The organism is Candidatus Woesebacteria bacterium (assembly GCA_016700095.1).
In the GTDB taxonomy this organism is placed as follows: domain Bacteria; phylum Patescibacteriota; class Microgenomatia; order UBA8517; family UBA8517.
Window position 1 is genome coordinate 993040 of sequence record CP065002.1, and the last position, 16248, is coordinate 1009287.

Annotated in this window: 21 protein-coding genes; 1 reads left to right on the forward strand and 20 read right to left on the reverse strand. The window is 38.2% G+C overall.

The genetic code is table 11. The annotated features are described in order from the left end of the window. Positions 1 to 28: 28 nt before the first annotated feature. The 13 genes from IPM62_04920 to prfB all read right to left on the reverse strand — a co-directional run bounded on the left by IPM62_04920 (position 29) and on the right by prfB (position 9893). Positions 29 to 1336, reverse strand: coding sequence for a hypothetical protein (locus IPM62_04920; protein ID QQS38697.1), 1308 nt, complete (start codon positions 1334 to 1336; stop codon positions 29 to 31). Between the two features lie 396 nt (positions 1337 to 1732). Then, positions 1733 to 1912: a DUF2292 domain-containing protein gene (locus IPM62_04925; GenBank protein QQS38698.1), complete on the reverse strand. Its 180-nt coding sequence runs from the start codon at positions 1910 to 1912 to the stop codon at positions 1733 to 1735. 11 nt (positions 1913 to 1923) lie between these two features. Beyond that, positions 1924 to 2763, reverse strand: a complete 840-nt coding sequence (locus IPM62_04930) for a hypothetical protein (GenBank protein ID QQS38699.1) — start codon at positions 2761 to 2763, stop codon at positions 1924 to 1926. Between the two features lie 120 nt (positions 2764 to 2883). Further along, the gene (locus IPM62_04935) at positions 2884 to 3411 is read right to left on the reverse strand and encodes a hypothetical protein (GenBank protein QQS38700.1); all 528 of its coding nucleotides are present in this window, start codon (positions 3409 to 3411) and stop codon (positions 2884 to 2886) included. Between the two features lie 19 nt (positions 3412 to 3430). Continuing rightward, positions 3431 to 3730 carry a hypothetical protein gene (locus tag IPM62_04940; protein ID QQS38701.1) on the reverse strand — a complete coding sequence of 100 codons (300 nt, stop codon included), beginning with the start codon at positions 3728 to 3730 and terminating at the stop codon, positions 3431 to 3433. Next, positions 3727 to 4125, reverse strand: a complete 399-nt coding sequence (tsaE, locus tag IPM62_04945) for a tRNA (adenosine(37)-N6)-threonylcarbamoyltransferase complex ATPase subunit type 1 TsaE (GenBank protein ID QQS38702.1) — start codon at positions 4123 to 4125, stop codon at positions 3727 to 3729. The genes IPM62_04940 and tsaE overlap by 4 nt, the downstream gene beginning before the upstream one ends. Further along, positions 4098 to 4616, reverse strand: coding sequence for a VanZ family protein (gene vanZ / locus IPM62_04950; GenBank protein ID QQS38703.1), 519 nt, complete (start codon positions 4614 to 4616; stop codon positions 4098 to 4100). Before vanZ ends, tsaE begins: the two co-directional genes overlap by 28 nt. After that, on the reverse strand, positions 4613 to 5344 hold the full coding sequence (locus tag IPM62_04955; protein QQS38704.1) for a lamin tail domain-containing protein: 732 nt from the start codon (positions 5342 to 5344) through the stop codon (positions 4613 to 4615). Before IPM62_04955 ends, vanZ begins: the two co-directional genes overlap by 4 nt. 38 nt (positions 5345 to 5382) lie before the next feature. Beyond that, positions 5383 to 6549, reverse strand: a complete 1167-nt coding sequence (locus IPM62_04960) for a hypothetical protein (protein ID QQS38705.1) — start codon at positions 6547 to 6549, stop codon at positions 5383 to 5385. After that, entirely contained in the window at positions 6546 to 7466 is a 921-nt protein-coding gene (locus IPM62_04965) for a hypothetical protein (protein QQS38706.1), read from the reverse strand. Before IPM62_04965 ends, IPM62_04960 begins: the two co-directional genes overlap by 4 nt. Further along, on the reverse strand, positions 7466 to 8194 hold the full coding sequence (ftsE, locus tag IPM62_04970) for a cell division ATP-binding protein FtsE (protein QQS38707.1): 729 nt from the start codon (positions 8192 to 8194) through the stop codon (positions 7466 to 7468). Before ftsE ends, IPM62_04965 begins: the two co-directional genes overlap by 1 nt. 50 nt (positions 8195 to 8244) lie before the next feature. Further along, positions 8245 to 8766, reverse strand: a complete 522-nt coding sequence (locus IPM62_04975; GenBank protein ID QQS38708.1) for a hypothetical protein — start codon at positions 8764 to 8766, stop codon at positions 8245 to 8247. Between the two features lie 50 nt (positions 8767 to 8816). After that, complete coding sequence (gene prfB, locus IPM62_04980) at positions 8817 to 9893, reverse strand: peptide chain release factor 2 (protein QQS38709.1); 1077 nt, start codon at positions 9891 to 9893, stop codon at positions 8817 to 8819. A 106-nt stretch (positions 9894 to 9999) separates the two neighbouring features. Here prfB and IPM62_04985 point away from each other — a divergent pair, with 106 nt between their 5' ends. Beyond that, positions 10000 to 10152, forward strand: coding sequence for a hypothetical protein (locus IPM62_04985; protein QQS38710.1), 153 nt, complete (start codon positions 10000 to 10002; stop codon positions 10150 to 10152). Here the strand turns inward: IPM62_04985 and IPM62_04990 are convergent, their stop codons facing one another. The 7 genes from IPM62_04990 to IPM62_05020 form a co-directional block, all read right to left on the reverse strand. Next, positions 10153 to 10674 carry a hypothetical protein gene (locus IPM62_04990; protein ID QQS38711.1) on the reverse strand — a complete coding sequence of 174 codons (522 nt, stop codon included), beginning with the start codon at positions 10672 to 10674 and terminating at the stop codon, positions 10153 to 10155. It lies immediately after the preceding gene. A 53-nt stretch (positions 10675 to 10727) separates the two neighbouring features. After that, positions 10728 to 10994 carry a hypothetical protein gene (locus tag IPM62_04995; protein ID QQS38712.1) on the reverse strand — a complete coding sequence of 89 codons (267 nt, stop codon included), beginning with the start codon at positions 10992 to 10994 and terminating at the stop codon, positions 10728 to 10730. Continuing rightward, complete coding sequence (locus IPM62_05000; GenBank protein ID QQS38713.1) at positions 10995 to 11675, reverse strand: hypothetical protein; 681 nt, start codon at positions 11673 to 11675, stop codon at positions 10995 to 10997. 37 nt (positions 11676 to 11712) lie between these two features. Beyond that, entirely contained in the window at positions 11713 to 12252 is a 540-nt protein-coding gene (locus IPM62_05005; protein ID QQS38714.1) for an FKBP-type peptidyl-prolyl cis-trans isomerase, read from the reverse strand. A gap of 43 nt (positions 12253 to 12295) precedes the next feature. Continuing rightward, positions 12296 to 12973 (reverse strand): LytR C-terminal domain-containing protein, encoded by a 678-nt coding sequence (locus tag IPM62_05010; GenBank protein QQS38715.1) that lies wholly within the window; start codon positions 12971 to 12973, stop codon positions 12296 to 12298. A 397-nt stretch (positions 12974 to 13370) separates the two neighbouring features. After that, positions 13371 to 14228 carry an ROK family protein gene (locus tag IPM62_05015; GenBank protein QQS38716.1) on the reverse strand — a complete coding sequence of 286 codons (858 nt, stop codon included), beginning with the start codon at positions 14226 to 14228 and terminating at the stop codon, positions 13371 to 13373. Between the two features lies 1 nt (position 14229). Continuing rightward, positions 14230 to 16245 (reverse strand): glycoside hydrolase family 15 protein, encoded by a 2016-nt coding sequence (locus tag IPM62_05020; GenBank protein QQS38717.1) that lies wholly within the window; start codon positions 16243 to 16245, stop codon positions 14230 to 14232. Positions 16246 to 16248: the final 3 nt, after the last annotated feature.

Consider the following 16248-nt stretch of genomic DNA (forward strand, 5'->3'; position numbering starts at 1 on the left):
CAGATGCACCCTGCTTCCCTTAGGTTAGCTATGCTCCAAGGTAAGCCATTAAATCAGCTAAGCTGAATGAAAAATTAAAGCTTAAACCTGTTGTTGGCCAATCAAATGATTGGTCAGGAGTTGCGCCAAAGATATTTGAATTGCTGTCATTATATACAGCACTATCAACCCATGAATCACCAGTCATTACTCCAGGATCACCATAAGCATCACCTGTGTTCTGATTGGTATCATTGTGACCTGTGTCACCATCTAGGTACATATTGGTATCGCATCCTCCACCAAATTGTGGCATATGGAATTGTCCCAACATATTGAGTTTACCAGGATAAACGCGAGGCATATAGCCTCCACAAGTATTATCTTGCCAAACACCAAGATCGTTACCTAAATTAGCTTTCAATACACTGTTGGCATCATAGCCGTTTCCAGCGATTTTTGCGTGAACATCTTGAATGCAGTCACAATCGACGTCTGCGTAATTAAAGTTAACTGAATTGTCAACTGTTGCGTAAACATCAGAATCTCCTGTTTGGATACCCACGTTTCCACCGGTATTTTGATTTGCATCATTTTTACCAGTTTCGGAATCTACTGTAACGAAGTTATTGATTCTGGCTGAATTGTCTTGAACTAATTCGGTATTTTTACCCATGTTCAATTCAATTTTGTTCCAAGTGTCAGCACCGTTATCAACGATTCTTGCACTCAAAACTGAACCTAAACCATTACCTCCACCAACACGTGCTACGTTTGAATTACCCTCATTTAGGATACCTACGCCAACTGTTGAGCTACCTGTCATTGTGTAAACATCTCCACCGGTATTTTGATTTGCATCATTTCTACCAGTTTTTGAATCAACATTTACTCTATTATTGACATTAGCGTTGTTGTTTTGATAAACACCTGTTTCGCTTTTGTCATTAAGTTTTACAACGTTGTTTGAATCATATCCATTTCCGGAAACAACAACTTCTGTATCTTGATCACAATTACAATCTTCTACATCCGCAGCATTGCTGTTGAGGTTGTTTTTGACTGTTGTAACCACGGTTGAATTTCCAGTTTGAGTGTAAACGTCTCCTCCAGTATTTTGATTGGCATTATTGCCACCTGTGTTTGATGATACTTGCACGTTATTATTAACGTTTGCATTATTATCTTGTGTAACAGTAGTAGTGCTTCCACTATTGTACTGAACATTATTCCAGGTATCTGCTCCGTTACCCGTAATTTCTAGGGTTGTGGTGCCTGCCAATGCTGGAGTTGCAAGTTGCGCAAACATTGCTGCTGCTGCAGTTAATGATGCGACTTTCTTTTGTAGTTTTGTCATATTTAGTTATCACCCCCTTTCTTTTATGGACCCCGCCAACGGCGAGGGCACTTCACCTTACGTCCATTTCCTGTCAAAAAGCCCTAAGGCGAAAAGCCTTCTCTTCAACAGAAAACGGAGGCGCCCCAATCCAAGTCTAACTTGGGTTGGAGAGCCTCCGTTTGCGGTCAACTCTCGTTTATAGTTATTTTCTTATTGAATATAGTATAAAGCTCTTATACGTATTTTTATATTACTTATAAGATATTTTTATACTAGGGCAGCCTTTTCTTAGTCGTACAATACAGCTTTGTATTTTATTACTGTACTTATATAAACACCATTTCGTGCGTTTGTCAATACTTTTATTCCATTTATTATAAGTAATATTATAATTCCTTATAATTATCCCGTATTTTATAAAGACTTACCGGATATTTTACTTGTTTTTCTGATATTTCTAGTTGTGATTTGCGTCACAATATTATTTTGTATATATATCTCGACGCTACCAAAACCTCCAGCCTTTTCAAGTGCTGTTTTGATTTCTGAAAGCAAAGATTTCGACACCTTTTTTGTTGAGTAATCCACAGTCATTATTGTTGGTATTAGAGATCAAGTTTTATTGACTCTTTCTCGCCATTAATTTCACCAATGCGAAGAGTTAAATCTGTATCGGTGTCGTTAATCGGAAAACCTATCCTTGTGTACTTTGTCGAAATAGGTTGAACCGAAACCGAGTCGTTGTGAATATCCGCTGCCATCTGTTCTTCTTCATTGCCATTAACAGCCAATCTCACATAGTCGATTGTGTCAATATCAATTGGTTCAGTATATACGTTGGTAATTTTAATATTTAAAACTAAAAATGTTCTACCCTTTACCGCGGTAGCTTTTTGTCCACGGACAACTATCTCATCTCTTTTTTCAACAGTGAGTATTTCATATTTAAAATCACTTACGACTTCATTGTCTGCCGTACGCAATGGAAAGGAAAATTCCTTGTTTAATTCCTGAGCTGACTTGGCTCCTTCTATTTCTATTCGACTATCAGTCGAAGTCTTATTTACCACCAAACTGCCTAATCCTCCTAAAACAATTAATGCACATATTAGTAAAGCGATTCTTTTAATACTCTTTTTACTAACTTTGGGAAATCTAAGCTTTGCTTTTTTTGTTTGATTATAATTTTCGTTGTATTCCCCTTGACTCGAAACGGGTGATATATTTTCACCTAAATTTCTATTTTTCCTAAAAGATATTCTTTTTAATGCCTTGAACGAGACGACTGAAATACTCTTTAATTGACTGAATGCTTTTGAGGTAAATGTTTTTGTATTTTGTGTTAGTGTTCTTAGCACACTTAAAGTTATATTTGACACCTTGGTCATTTTCTCCTGGAGTTCTAAATCTTTAATTGTTGGTAAAGTTACTTCGATTGTCTTCATGGTTATAAAATACAAAAAGCCCCTTTCGGGGCAGATTCAGATTATTGATGGTATGTTAGCGAAGCAGGTACTTGTTGTCAAGCATCAAGTATGACTAATTTAATGAAATAAAGTGTTTTGTTAACTATCATTTCTAACACTAATAGTCGTAGTACTTGCTGATGCATTTTTATTAATGTCCACTTCTATTTTAGTAGTACCACTTACACCAACAAGCTTATTTGAAATATTATCATTATTACTGGTTACGACAAATGAATTTATTGACATATTCCGGTTTTTAATCATACTTTTATACCACTCGGTTATTGTATTAGGACTATCTGTACTTTCCAGAGTTAACATAACTTCACTTTCGTTAACGACTTTGGAATTGGGATATATAAAGATTGTCAAATAATTATCGCTTTTAATAGCACCGACTGAAGGTGACGGAGCTTTCGTAATTTGAATTATTTCTCCCTGTGTCGGGTTGACTTCAGTTGTTGGTAGCGGAGTTACACTCTTCTCATTTGTCTTTTCAACTTCTTTTTCGTCTTCGGCTGATAAAGTATCACTCTTGAATTCAATTGTGGGTTTGTTTATTTGATTAAAGTATATTCCGAAAAGCAAAATTCCAAAGGCTACAATTATCGAAACGTTCTTCATATGTTGAAATATATCAACTTTAGTAGGTAATATCAATTATTTCACCTTTCCTCATATCTTTTCCGTTAACAGGAACTCCCAACACCCATCCAATAGCACTTGCAACCGTAACTCCAACCCGTAATCCTGTAAATGATCCAGGTCCCATGTTTACTTCAATATATGAGATTTCTTTGATTGAAACATTTTTCTTCAAAAGCATTTCATTAATTACGTAAAGTAACTTTTGCGATTTATCTGTTGTTGCAGTTTCGTATAAATCCTGATCCAAGCCAACTACGATTTTTCTATTGTCAGAGGTGTCAATATATAACTTCATTTTACTCGATAAGAGATTATTCTTCGTTTACTTTCATCGATATAAGAAAATTCAAACCAGGTAGTATTTTTGGTGAATATATCTTTTGTCTTGTCCGCCCATTCAACAACAATTACATTATCACCCGCTTCAACAATCTCACTAAAACCCAGATTGACAATCTCACTTGTTATATTATTGTCAAGTCGATAGAGATCAATGTGATAAAGCTTATCCAATCCATTTCTGTGAATTCTATATTGACGCATCAGAATAAAAGTTGGCGAAATAAGCGTTTTATCAATACCTAAACCCAATGCCAATCCCTGAACAAAAGTTGTTTTACCTGAACCCAATTCTCCCGTCAATGCAATAATTTGGCCTCTATCTAAATCAGATCCAATTTTTTGGCCCACTTCTTTAGTTTGCTGGGCATTTTCGGTAATAATATCCATAGATTAATCAAGGCCAATATTACACCAATTGTATCAGAAATTACATCTAGGTAATCCGAATATCTACCTGGGACAAACGACTGATGATATTCATCAGAAATCGCATACATCAAAGATAGTGTAAAAACCCAAAGCACAATATTATTAACTTGCATGAGCTTTAGTGCCCGAAAAAGCAAGGTTGCGAAAATAAAATACTCAGCACTATGGAATACATAATCGGGAAGTGGGAGATCGGATGTACCCATGGATTTTCCCGACAGATAAAAAATACACAAAGCCCAAAGTACAACCGGAGTCCACGCGTAACCAAGTTTTAACACCATTTCACAAACCAACGACCGTGGCGTCTTTTCCGTCTTCGGCGTTGAGACAATTCTTTCTCCACGCGACAAATCGCGTGGTATTACGAAAAGAGAAAATAAAAAGTTACGAGAAAATATTTTTGTCATGTTGACTTTTTGTAAAGCAAATATCCGGAAAACACTATTAATACTAAACCAAAAGAAATTGTAATTATATATCGATAATCAGACTTTCCGGGTTCACTTTGATCAGTACTTGCTCTTGTTACATTACTTGATTTATCTATCACATTTTGATTAATCGCAATATCATTCGAATAGTCGGGCATATCATCCTCAACCAAAACACCACTAGTCGGTACGATTTCTTCGGTTTCAGTTATTTTTAGCGAGTCTGTTGGACTCAAGGCACTTGTTGGCACCAAAGTCGCACTTGGACCGGGAGTATTTCGTTCACACCGGGTTGGTGTAACATCGTTTGAAAACGTGCCTGTTCCGTCAGGATAACGCGCCCATGATTTATCTTCGAGTGTTTCTTTAAATTCAAATGAGTCGACTATATTGGCTCCGGAATCCTTAAGTGTTACTTTATCACCATTATTATTTAGAGCTAACCCTGTTTCCGATCTTAAAAAACAAACAAATCCATATGCGGGTATTTTTTTGTCTTTTATGGTATATGTTTTTGTCTCTTCAATTATGTAATTCGTAATATCCACTTCTTTATCCGAATTATTGTATATTTCAATAAATTCAGATCCCTCGGACGAGTCGCCGCTGGGATTTGGAAAAAGCTCATTTAGAAACACCTGCGCATTGGCTGTCGCAGGAAATATAAAAAATACTATACATGCAAGAATTGTTATTCGGTACACTATATGTAGTTTACCCAAGTAGTAAGCAAGTTAAAAGTTCAATAATTGACGTGTAGATAATAAGTGTCAATTCCTTCACTTTGTGAAACTCTTACATAACGCAGTGTTCCTCCGCCACACGCGATAGCACCACGAAAGAGCTTACCATCTTTCACAGCCTTAACTGTCATATCATTGTTGGCGTTAATCATATCTATTCCGGTATGAGGCGCACCTCCGTAATATCTCAGGTTTACTGCATAATAAGTCATACCATAACCTTGCGTAATTCTAACGGGGTCATTTATCGGCCATTGCCAATTTCCCGAAAAACCGAACTGGCCATCGGGTGAGTTATCCCAAATCACAGATTTTGGAGTCAAAAAAGAAGTTGGATTTTGATGGGTGTTACTTTTGACAACTTCAAAATGTAGATGGGCACCACTGGAACATGCCGATGCACCGGGAATCACACTTGCTATTCGGCTGCCTTCTTTTATATCGCCTACCTCGGTCTCTTTTCCTTTACCGGCTATAATGTCTTGGATTGCATCCCTTTCCGCTCGTGCTTGGACCAAAAGGCTTTGGTATTTTTTCTCGTCATTTCTTGTAATATCGAGTAATTTTGCTTTTGCTGTCTTTTGTGTGCCAAGCACCGACTTTTGATTTTCAAGCTCCACATGTAAGTCTTCTTGATCAACCTTTTCCTCTTTGTAGTTTGATTGGGCATCTTCCAGTTTAATTAAAAGGTTGCGATCGGCTTCTTGGATTTTTTCAAGATAATAAAAATTTGAAACCGCGCCCGACAAACTATTTGAAGATAAAAGGACGATATAAGGATCACTTATCCTACTAAGTTTATAGGACTGATTTACCCGGGATGTAAATGCGCTGCTTAAAGAATCAAGCGAGGCTTCTAATTGATCAATTCTACCACCAAGAAGTGAAATCTTTTCCTCGGTTTGAGAAATCTTTAGTGTCGTTAAATTAATCTGTGCATTATACTGGGCAATTTGATTTGAGAGCGTATTGGCTTCGGCATTTAATCGTAATACTTCCGTCTGGTAATCCTCAATTTGTTTATTGAGCTGGTTTAACTTATCTTGAACTTCCTGGGCAAATACATTATTACCGGTAAAAATAATTATTAGAAAGAAGAATAAAACCGCAATGATACTTTTTGTTATCGGCAGTTTTCGTTTGGAGATATCATGTATTGAAATCATCTTCTTTTGCGGCTCGCTCGAGATACTGCAAATACACTTCCTGTTAACGCTAGCGTGATACCAATTATCAGCTCACCGGCTAAAATTACACCAAAAACGCTCATCAAAGATATGGTATCGCGAGGAAGAACAGGTATCTCGCCAAAGTAGCGAATAATTGACGGAGTTGCGTAAAGAACAATTAGCAATGCGGTTATCCAACCTGTTAAAACACCGATTATTGCATAAAACAGTGCCTCTAAAATTATCGGATTGCGTATAAATCCTTTGGTCGCACCAATCAAATTTAGAATTTCAATTTCTGTTTTCCGAACAGAAAGCCGCATCATAATAATCACGATCAAGACTAAGAAAGATGAAATTAGCTGAATTGACACAAAAACTCCACCTCCCAACCTGATATAATTTGTTATATTTTTCAGATTATCCACAACGTCGGAAATTGATTGACCACCGGGTAAACTTGCCGAATAGCCAACCTCTTCGACAATTGCCTCTGTTTCAACTTTTGCGATAATATCCCCAAGGTACGACAAATCTGCAACCGAAAATTCTATACTGGCGGGAAATATAGATGGGCTAACCAATTCCGATAACAGTGGATTGTCGCTTGTTGCTTCCTTATAAATTCCAAGCGCTTCTTCTTTCGAAACGTATTTAACATTTTTAACATTTACATCCCTCAAGAGGGTATCCTGAAGAAGGGTCACTTCTTCGAATGGAGCTTCGTCTTTCAGGAATGCAATCACTTGCGGTCTTGTTTCGTAGTAACTAATCGCTTTCTCCGAAGAGTAAACACTAATTGCAAGTACTGTAACTACAAAAAATGTATTCGCCAACACAAAAATTGCAGCAAGAGCCTGAAATGGCGATCTGCGAATATAGCTCCAAGTTGTTTTGAAAAATATATGTGACATTACTTTTTCTCCTTTGAGTTCTTTTTATTTTTCTTGGTTTCGCTGTTCTTTGGTTTTTTGTCTTTAGTTTCTTTGGCGGGTATCTTGTTTGTTGGCTTTTCCAAAACAATAACTCGTTTTTTCATACTATCTATCAACCCCTTATGGTGCGTTGCCATAACAATAGTTTTACCTTCTTTGTTTATATTCTCAAATAAATCCATAAGTTTCTGTGCAGTTTCCCAATCCAAATTCCCCGTTGGTTCATCGGCTAAAATAATTTTGGGATTAACTACAAGTGCACGCGCGAGAGAAATGCGTTGCAGTTCACCACCCGATAGTTGAGATGGGAAAAATTCCGATCTGTCTTTTAGTCCAACCAAAGATAAGACGTGGTCAACTCTCTCTTTCCATTCCTTTTGGTCTAATCCAATAACAGCCAACGCAACTTCGACATTTTCTCTCGCTGTACGCTCCTGGAGAAGTTTGAAATCCTGAAACACAACACCCATTTTTTGTCGGAGTTTGGGAATATTTTTACTTTTAATATTAATAATATTTTCCTTTGCCAGAAGAATTTCACCCATGTCGGGAATCAAATCACGCATAATCAATCGCAGGAGCGTGGTCTTTCCCGAACCTGACGGTCCGGTCAAAAAAACAAATTCACCTTCTTCGATGATGAAAGAAACATCATCCAAAGCTAATGTACTCCCGAATCGTTTAGTGACATTTTTGATTTCAAGCATGGCAGTTTCTGGCTTAAGGTTACCAAATTATATCAGTTAGGACAATGGTTTTATTTAACTACTTTTATTTTCCCGACATCCATCAACCAAGGAGCGTCGATAGCGGCAACGGTGTTTCCCCAAATCTTGACATTTTTACCCACAAAACTTTGAAGATCCAATACGGTCGATGTCAAATAGACGTTCTTTTCTTCTCCAAGGCCTCTATCCAGATAATGTGTTCCCTCACCGTTAATTCCACCTTCTTTAAGAATACCCTCAGGTGCTTCTTTCTCGAAGCCACTTTCGTCCATGATTCCCGCTTCATCTTCATTGTCTTTCGCACCAGGTGCAACATCGGCAACGACACCGGGTCCACCGGTTGTTTTTGCGTTACTTAAAATCCACCCTGTCCCAACTCCCGCAAGTATTATTACAAGAGCACCAACGACAAGCATCATCGTTTGCTTGCCTGTTTTATTTTTAGGAAATTCTTTCATAACCTTTTTTTCAACTACTGTCTGAGACTTGGGATCAACAACACTTTGTGATGAGATACCCACATCTTTGCCCAACTGACTCACTTCTTCCATAACATTCACTATAACATTGTAAACCCAAAAGAAACAAGTGAAAAGAATAATTATTTAAGCCTAAGTTCAGCTTCAATAAATTCTTCAAGTTCCCCGTCTAGAACCGAATCGGGATCCGAGCTTTCCACTTTTGTCCGCACATCTTTTACCATTTTATAAGGATGTAATACATAAGATCTAATTTGTGTTCCCCAGGACGCAGGTCGATATTCTCCCTTAATATTTTTAGCTTCACTTTTTTCCTGCTGTTGTTTTAGTAGCCACAACTTAGAACGTAAATGATCAAGCGCATTTTTCCGGTTCTTTTCTTGATAACGCTCCGCTTGCGACGTAACGGTTATACCGGTCGGTTTATGAGTAAGTCTTACTGCGGTATTGACCTTGTTTACGTTTTGACCTCCTGCTCCCCCCGAACGATAGAATTGCCATTCGATTTCGTCATCTTTAATTTCAATATCTGATGCATCCGTTTCCGTTAGTTCGGGCATAACTTCAACTAGCGCAAATGAGGTTTGACGTAATTTGTCGGCATTAAATGGCGATTGTCGAACCAGCCTGTGTGTTCCTGCTTCATTTCTCAAATAACCATAAGCGAAACTCCCACTTACTTTCATAGTCACTGCTTTCAGTCCTGCTTCTTCACCTGAGGTCATATCCAGAACTTCGTAATTCCAACCTCTTTTGTCGAAAAACCTTGTATACATCCGATAAAGCATATTTGCCCAATCCATCGCCTCAGTCCCACCCTGTCCTGCATGAATTCCAAATATAGCGTTGTTCTTGTCATAATGTCCTGATAGAAATGAAGCCATTTCTAGTTTATTTAAAAGCCTTCTTGTTTTGACAACTTCGTTTTTGAGGTCTTCCGCTAACTCAGATTCTCCCGCCAATCCTGTCAGGGTTGTAATTTCTTTTTCAAGTCTATTTACTTCTTCTATTTCTTTTTGTAAGTCTGAGAGTTCCTGCATTAAATTTCGTGCTCGTTCCTGGTCGTTCCAAAAATTACTTTCGGCACACATTGACTCCAGCTCCACTATACGAGCTTTCTTTTTATCAAGATCAAGTGAAGCTTTGACCTTGTCAAAGTCACTCGCTAAATCTTTAATTGCCTCATCGGTGTCCTGCATGCTTGAAGTATAGCAAATATAGGATTTGAAATATTATTTAAATAACCATAAATGTCTTACTAGACTAGCCAATAGAAGATAATGAATGTAAATGTATAATACAAATATGACTAAAGTAAAAAAACATAAAAAAGTATTGAGTAATTTAAATAAGGCAAGACTTAATGTAAATATATTTTTACTTGGGCTTGCATTTATTTTGGCTTTCGTGATTATTTTTTCAGGACAGAATGATAAGTCAGTTTCAGAAGCTGTATAACTAATTTTCCGGTGAACAGATATTCGTTTTAACCTCATTTGCCTCGTCATCGGTTAATAAATTGAAGTCTTCAATTACAGACTGAGAAGTCGGAAGTTCACTAGCAACAGAATCAGGAATTTCATTTGCTTGTGTACCCAACACTTTTACTAATTTATTTCTACCTTCATCTAGTGCTGTACTTATTGGTTTGGGAGCGTTGTCCCAACCTAATATTTCCGTAAACAAAGTTCTACCTCCGAGAATCATAAATCCCTCAAGAATTATTGCCAAGATAAAACCAAAGGCTACAGAAGGAAGATAACTCTTCATATTCCATTTCACATAAAGGTGTCTATATCTTGCGGCAGAAATAACGAGAACGAAAACAAGTCCAAGAATTACAATCGCCTGCCAATATTCAGGTTGAAGTTTGGTATCACCAATATTCAAATCAAATGGTGTCCGTAAAAACGTCTGACTATCAGGCAATTTGGGTGTTGAGGGAAGAGTCGAAACAACTGTAGATTCCAAGTCTTTCATGACTAAATCATATCACACGTAGCGTGCTGGATATAAACCGACATCCTGAAGAATCAAAGTGAATCCGCCTCACTATCAAGCTGGTTAAGTTCCGCATCAAGCGATTCCAAGTTAAGGTTGGTTTCATCAAACTCTTTTTGTATCGTGGCGACGTCGTCTGTCTGCGAGAGACTATCTGAGACTATAATATCATTTGTCGTTTGTGTAGCTAATTTGTTTGTTCCCATAGTTTGGTAAGCATAGAATCCAAGAGCGACTATGATAAGCATCACGATAATTACTAGAATAAGACTTATAAATCCCCGTGTTTGTTTATTCATTTAATCTTCTATGACTTTTAATGCATCAATCGCTATCCGACACGCTTCTCGTGCCTCAACGACTGCCATCTTTACTTTCTCGAGATCTTGCCTTAGTTTGTCAGTCACTATTTGCACGTTTGTTTTTATCTCGGCTTCGTCGGATAACTCGATCACATATTCGTTTGCAGCTTGCGTCTCAATTGCTTTCCTGGCTGCAAGAATTTTTGAATGTGCATCACTAACCGCAACTCTTACTGCATTTACATCTTTTCCCTCTTCTTCGAGCCTGTCAGCTCTGCTTGACATCTTTGACGCCAATTGGTCGAGCCGATCTAAAACCAAAGTCCAATGATTTACCCAACGGTCGTTTATCTTATCCAGTTTATCGGCAATAATTTCAAGTGTAAGTTTTTTTCTCTCCACTTTAATTTCTTGAAGTTTATTTTTAAATTCTTCTCTTTTTGTCTTATTACTTTCTTTTACTGCTTCTCTAGCAGCTTGTAAACGCAATTTATTTTCCTCCCTCTCCAATTTAAGTTTTTCAAGCTCTTCTTGGCGTTTCACCTTCGCTTCTGTGCGCAATTTGGCAACGTCGGTACTAACCACATCCGTTGCACCAACTTCAGTAACCAAATAAATAGGAGGCACAACCAAAACAAAAAGAAACAAAGAAAATATACACAAAACCAATCGACGCATTGCATTAATTTAATAGTCTGAAGGTGAAATTGTCAAGCTATTCCACGTCCAACAATTCCACGTCAAAAACAAGTGTTGCGTTGGGGGGAATACCCTGAGTTCCACTTGGTCCATAGGCCATACTACCTGGTATAGTAAGTTTTCTTTTACCACCAACTTTCATGCCCTTTACTCCTTCATCCCAACCTTCAATCACTTGTCCCACACCCAAAGTAAATGTAAATGGTTGACCTCGGTCAAGAGAGCTGTCGAATTTTTCGCCGTTTGTAAGAGTACCGGTATAATGGACGGTGACTTCTTTGCCTGACACAGCTTCTTCTCCCTCTCCGACCACGCTATCTTCGATTATTAATTCATCTGTATTTTTCATATCTCCACCTCCTTCCGATTGATCTACTGTTTTTTCAACTTCGTCAAGTGTATTTGCCGGCGGTGTGTCTTTCCCGCTAAATACAAATATTGCTACTGCTATTAGAATTAGAGCCAATCCAAAAGTCGCTATTCGCCTAACGTCAAAACCTAAAGAACGCTCTTCTTTTTGCACACTCTCTTGTGTTTCATTCAAATTTTCTTCCATTATATTTATTCTTCCAGATATACAAGATATGTCAACCAATTTATTAATTCGGGGTCGGTGATGCTGTTATTTTTACCGTAGGAGTAGCGGTTACGGTTTTGGTTGGAGTTTCGTCTGTTTTTCCGGTTTGACCTTCTCTTAAGCCAGTTATCACTACGACATCATATTCCGTAGTACTAGTTGCTTTTTTAGTCTTAACTGTAATAAATACTTTTTCCAATTCTTCGGTAATTTCGTCGACGAGGGTATCCGGTAATTCTTTTGAAAAAGTTATTGACGTATCTTCATTGTCCTGATCTTCGGCATTATCAACATCGATGGAAGTATAACCCAAAGCTTCAAATTTGCCCTGCAGCAAACCGGCTTCACCCGCTATTCCGGTACCGTTGAGAATCTGAACTTGTACATCTTTGCGGTCAACGTCCTCCTTCGGAGCAACTGTGGGAACGGGAGTCGATGTAGGTGTTCTGGTTTCCGGCATCGTCAAATTTTGTGATGGACTAGATTGGGTGTCAATTTCAGGTTCTCGAAGCAAGTACCAAGCACCACCTGCGAGTCCTGCAACAATAATTATAATGATAAGAATAAATATTATACTTTTACCCCTTTTTTTACTTCCCCGATCACGCACTTTATTAGGATTGCCACTACTGGAATCCTGTTCAGATCTTACAACTTGCTGATCTTCTCTTTCCTGGCTGATGTTTGATCCTTCTTCCATTTGTAAAACGAGTATAGTTAAAATACTATATACCTGTCAACTCTAGTAATACGAACAAAATAAGTAAATATGAGTTAACCGATCTATCCATAATATCAGTATTATTTATTTTTTCAATCCATTATTACTTAGTAGATTGGGTTAGCGATAGTCAATCTCTCAGACATGGCAGACACAAAAAATACCTCCTCGACGAATAAGAGAGTATTGTCTTCATACTCACGAACTTGCGATGTATAACACAATCTTTGAGACGTTAGGTATATGTGTACCGATTAATAAGGCAAACTTGCCATAACCGTTCCAACGTGTATTTTGTTATATAAAAATTTCAGTGAGTTTTTTAGTACCTTCTTTTCTTGCTGTAATGCACGGAGTTCGAAAAATAGATTTATGGTTATTTTACAATTTGTCTTAGATAGGCAAGTGACCCATGAAGGCCACCAAAATCGCCCAATTGTGCTTTCACGATAATCGGATGCTCAGGATAAATTTTTAGTATGTTTTTAAGTTCTTCTTTAACTTTGTCAACTGAAATGCCTGGAGTTTTCATCATTCCTCCACCCAACACAACGATATCAGGAGTCCAATGAACGATAGTGTTGTTTAGTCCATAAGCGGTGAGTCGTGCAATTTCGTCCCAAATTTTTTGATCCGTGATTTCTTTGGGAGATTTACCAAATCGCTGTTGAACCGCGGTCCCCGATATTAAACTCTCCCAAGAGCCGGATCCGTCGACACTTGAGTTACAACCACAGTCCGGACAAAGTGTCGCATCGGCATCAATTATCTGATGCCCTGGCTCGAAGTTATACGTGCTTTCATCGATTTTTCCATTTACAATTCTTGCTCCGCCAACTCCGGTACTGATAGTGATATAAGCAACAATTTCATATCCCCTCCCTGCTCCAGCATGAGCTTCACCCAACGCAACCATTGTCGTATCGTTTTGAAAATACACTCTGGAACCTACTATCTGCGTCAGAGTTTCATGTATCGGTTTACCCGCCCACCCGCTCAAATGAGGTGATGTTAATAAATTTATCCTACTTTTATCAAATGCTCCAGCAATCCCTCCTGCCGCCAATTTAATCGTGTCTTCACTCTTACAACCATTTATCGCATCCGCAAAGACGCGCATACCTTCTTCGAAATTTTCCGGAGTATCGACAATTATCGGCTCATCAAAAGCGATACAATCGTCTGATTTTGCAACACGCATTTTTGTACCACCGATATCAAAAACAATATACATATTATTTATTGAGAGAATAGCAGGCTTTGCAGATACCAATTTCCTCAATCTTCTCCAGGTATTTAATAACGGTTATAACGTATTCGGCATGACTCCACGTCAGGGGAGTGGCAGAAAGCGGCACTCCGGTATATGGGTCAAATTGCTCCGGCATTACTCCTGATGGAAGGGATCTGTCGACAAACCACGAGAATTTATTTACGATATCAGGCAAATCTTCTTCTTTGGTTACAAAATCGATTAAGTATTGTAAATGCCACAGCGAAGTAATAAGCCAAGGATTACCCGGAATATCCCCACCGGTTCTGTGATACCAATCACCCTCGTAGCGGGCAATACCCCCCAAATCAGTTCGGACGCGTAGCCTTTCAAGTGTAACTTCAAACGCTTTTTTAAGTCGTTCGTCGCTACATTCTAATACTTTAAATTTATAAACACCCGCAACACTGGACATATCAACGGTTTCGTCGGGTATCATGTCATTTCCTTTTATTTCCAACTGACGGTAAAAAACGTTATTTTTCTTGTCAAATAAATATGTAAGTATTCCTTTCTGGACGTTGTCCGCAGCCCTTTTATACCGCTGGGCACTTTGTTCTTTACCAAGAAGTTTGGCGAAATTAGCAGCAACAATTAATGCACCATATACGCTTGATGCCGTGAATGTACTCACTCCATATTTTTCCTCCCAAAGGTCGTAACTTGGCTTTGGAAGTCCGGTTTTTTTATCCCGATAATTGACCATAAACTCAGCTGCGTTTTTAATGAGACTGTTGTATATACTTTCAATAAACTCGAGGTCTTTCGAAAGCTCATAATGCGACCAGAGCGCGTAAATAACAAGGGCAGTCTCGTCTTCTTGGATAGGAATCTGTTTTTTCCCATTTCTAATCCACGGATGCCAAGAACTTCCAAGTGAATAATCGGGTAAATATTTGTGCATAAAATAACCTTCTGGAGTTATAACTTTGTTACAGAAATCATAAAAACGCATCGCCGCATTGAAATCACCTGCTTTATCCAAAGCCAAAGCGCAAAAGGCGGCATCTCTCGGCCAAACGTAACTGTAAGTGTCGCGGCCATGTTTCAATAAATCCGAATCACTTGAAGCAATAATCGCCCCGTTTCGTGCAACATGACTCCTGATCTGAACTAAAGACGTGTTAAAAAGATCGATTACCTTGTCGCTTAAACCATAAAAACTGAAATTCTGATTATGTACCCAAGCTTTCCAGTAATCTTTGGTCGATTTAACCAAAGCATCGGGTCCGCGGTTAATAACATAATCATTTAGTTGTTGGGCTTTTATAATAGATTTGGCAACACAAATCCAATAATACAATTTACCTTCACTTTTTGGCGCAATTGCCAAATCAATCCGCAATACAGAATCTACTTGCCCGTGCTCGATTGGATTATTGACTAGCTCTCCGTCTTCCGCGTCCTTGTAAGTTCCCTCCTTTCCTTCCAGTCCTAATATTCCGGTCGAATATTGTGAAAAAGAATTGTTGGTTTTTGCATTTCTTATAGGATTCTTTACATCAATAATTGCATTAATGAGAAATACTCTTCTTCCTTTATAATGCACAAGTGTGTGATTTCCCGGGTCAAAATATGCAGTATCTCCCGAACCGGTTTTTATCCGACAAAACTGCTGATTAAAAAATATTCTGATATTCCGGTTTCTGTCAAATTTATTTCTAACATGCACTTCGCGGATGAATACATTTTTTTCATTATAAACAACATCGGAAAATAAAAGTTCGAGTCCCAGATTTGCTGAAGATGCGATAATTTTGCTCGCCATCGTCCCCCGCTCACTATCAATTTCGATTTTCCAACTGCCGTCATCCAACCATGTAAATTGCTCTTCGCACCACACTCCGATTTTATGAATTAAACCTTCACTTACATGATTTTCCAAACCGGGATAATGATAGTAAAAATCTTTAACAAGCGCATTTTGGTCAAGACCAACCAATATTGATCCGTTTCCGAGAGTTAAGTATTTGGGCATGGT

Excerpts from the sequence above, each read along its gene's own strand:
- IPM62_04940 (QQS38701.1), bottom strand. The coding sequence starts at position 3,730 with ATGAAGTTATATATTGACACCTCTGACAATAGAAAAATCGTAGTTGGC.
- IPM62_05020 (QQS38717.1), bottom strand. The coding sequence starts at position 16,245 with ATGCCCAAATACTTAACTCTCGGAAACGGATCAATATTGGTTGGTCTT.
- prfB (QQS38709.1), bottom strand. The coding sequence starts at position 9,893 with ATGCAGGACACCGATGAGGCAATTAAAGATTTAGCGAGTGACTTTGAC.
- IPM62_04965 (QQS38706.1), bottom strand. The coding sequence starts at position 7,466 with ATGTCACATATATTTTTCAAAACAACTTGGAGCTATATTCGCAGATCG.
- IPM62_04930 (QQS38699.1), bottom strand. The coding sequence starts at position 2,763 with ATGAAGACAATCGAAGTAACTTTACCAACAATTAAAGATTTAGAACTC.
- IPM62_04995 (QQS38712.1), bottom strand. The coding sequence starts at position 10,994 with ATGAATAAACAAACACGGGGATTTATAAGTCTTATTCTAGTAATTATC.
- IPM62_05000 (QQS38713.1), bottom strand. The coding sequence starts at position 11,675 with ATGCGTCGATTGGTTTTGTGTATATTTTCTTTGTTTCTTTTTGTTTTG.
- IPM62_05005 (QQS38714.1), bottom strand. The coding sequence starts at position 12,252 with ATGGAAGAAAATTTGAATGAAACACAAGAGAGTGTGCAAAAAGAAGAG.
- IPM62_04920 (QQS38697.1), bottom strand. The coding sequence starts at position 1,336 with ATGACAAAACTACAAAAGAAAGTCGCATCATTAACTGCAGCAGCAGCA.
- IPM62_04990 (QQS38711.1), bottom strand. The coding sequence starts at position 10,674 with ATGAAAGACTTGGAATCTACAGTTGTTTCGACTCTTCCCTCAACACCC.
- IPM62_04960 (QQS38705.1), bottom strand. The coding sequence starts at position 6,549 with ATGATTTCAATACATGATATCTCCAAACGAAAACTGCCGATAACAAAA.
- ftsE (QQS38707.1), bottom strand. The coding sequence starts at position 8,194 with ATGCTTGAAATCAAAAATGTCACTAAACGATTCGGGAGTACATTAGCT.
- IPM62_04985 (QQS38710.1), top strand. The coding sequence starts at position 10,000 with ATGACTAAAGTAAAAAAACATAAAAAAGTATTGAGTAATTTAAATAAG.
- IPM62_05015 (QQS38716.1), bottom strand. The coding sequence starts at position 14,228 with ATGTATATTGTTTTTGATATCGGTGGTACAAAAATGCGTGTTGCAAAA.
- IPM62_05010 (QQS38715.1), bottom strand. The coding sequence starts at position 12,973 with ATGGAAGAAGGATCAAACATCAGCCAGGAAAGAGAAGATCAGCAAGTT.
- vanZ (QQS38703.1), bottom strand. The coding sequence starts at position 4,616 with ATGACAAAAATATTTTCTCGTAACTTTTTATTTTCTCTTTTCGTAATA.
- IPM62_04925 (QQS38698.1), bottom strand. The coding sequence starts at position 1,912 with ATGACTGTGGATTACTCAACAAAAAAGGTGTCGAAATCTTTGCTTTCA.
- IPM62_04935 (QQS38700.1), bottom strand. The coding sequence starts at position 3,411 with ATGAAGAACGTTTCGATAATTGTAGCCTTTGGAATTTTGCTTTTCGGA.
- IPM62_04975 (QQS38708.1), bottom strand. The coding sequence starts at position 8,766 with ATGGAAGAAGTGAGTCAGTTGGGCAAAGATGTGGGTATCTCATCACAA.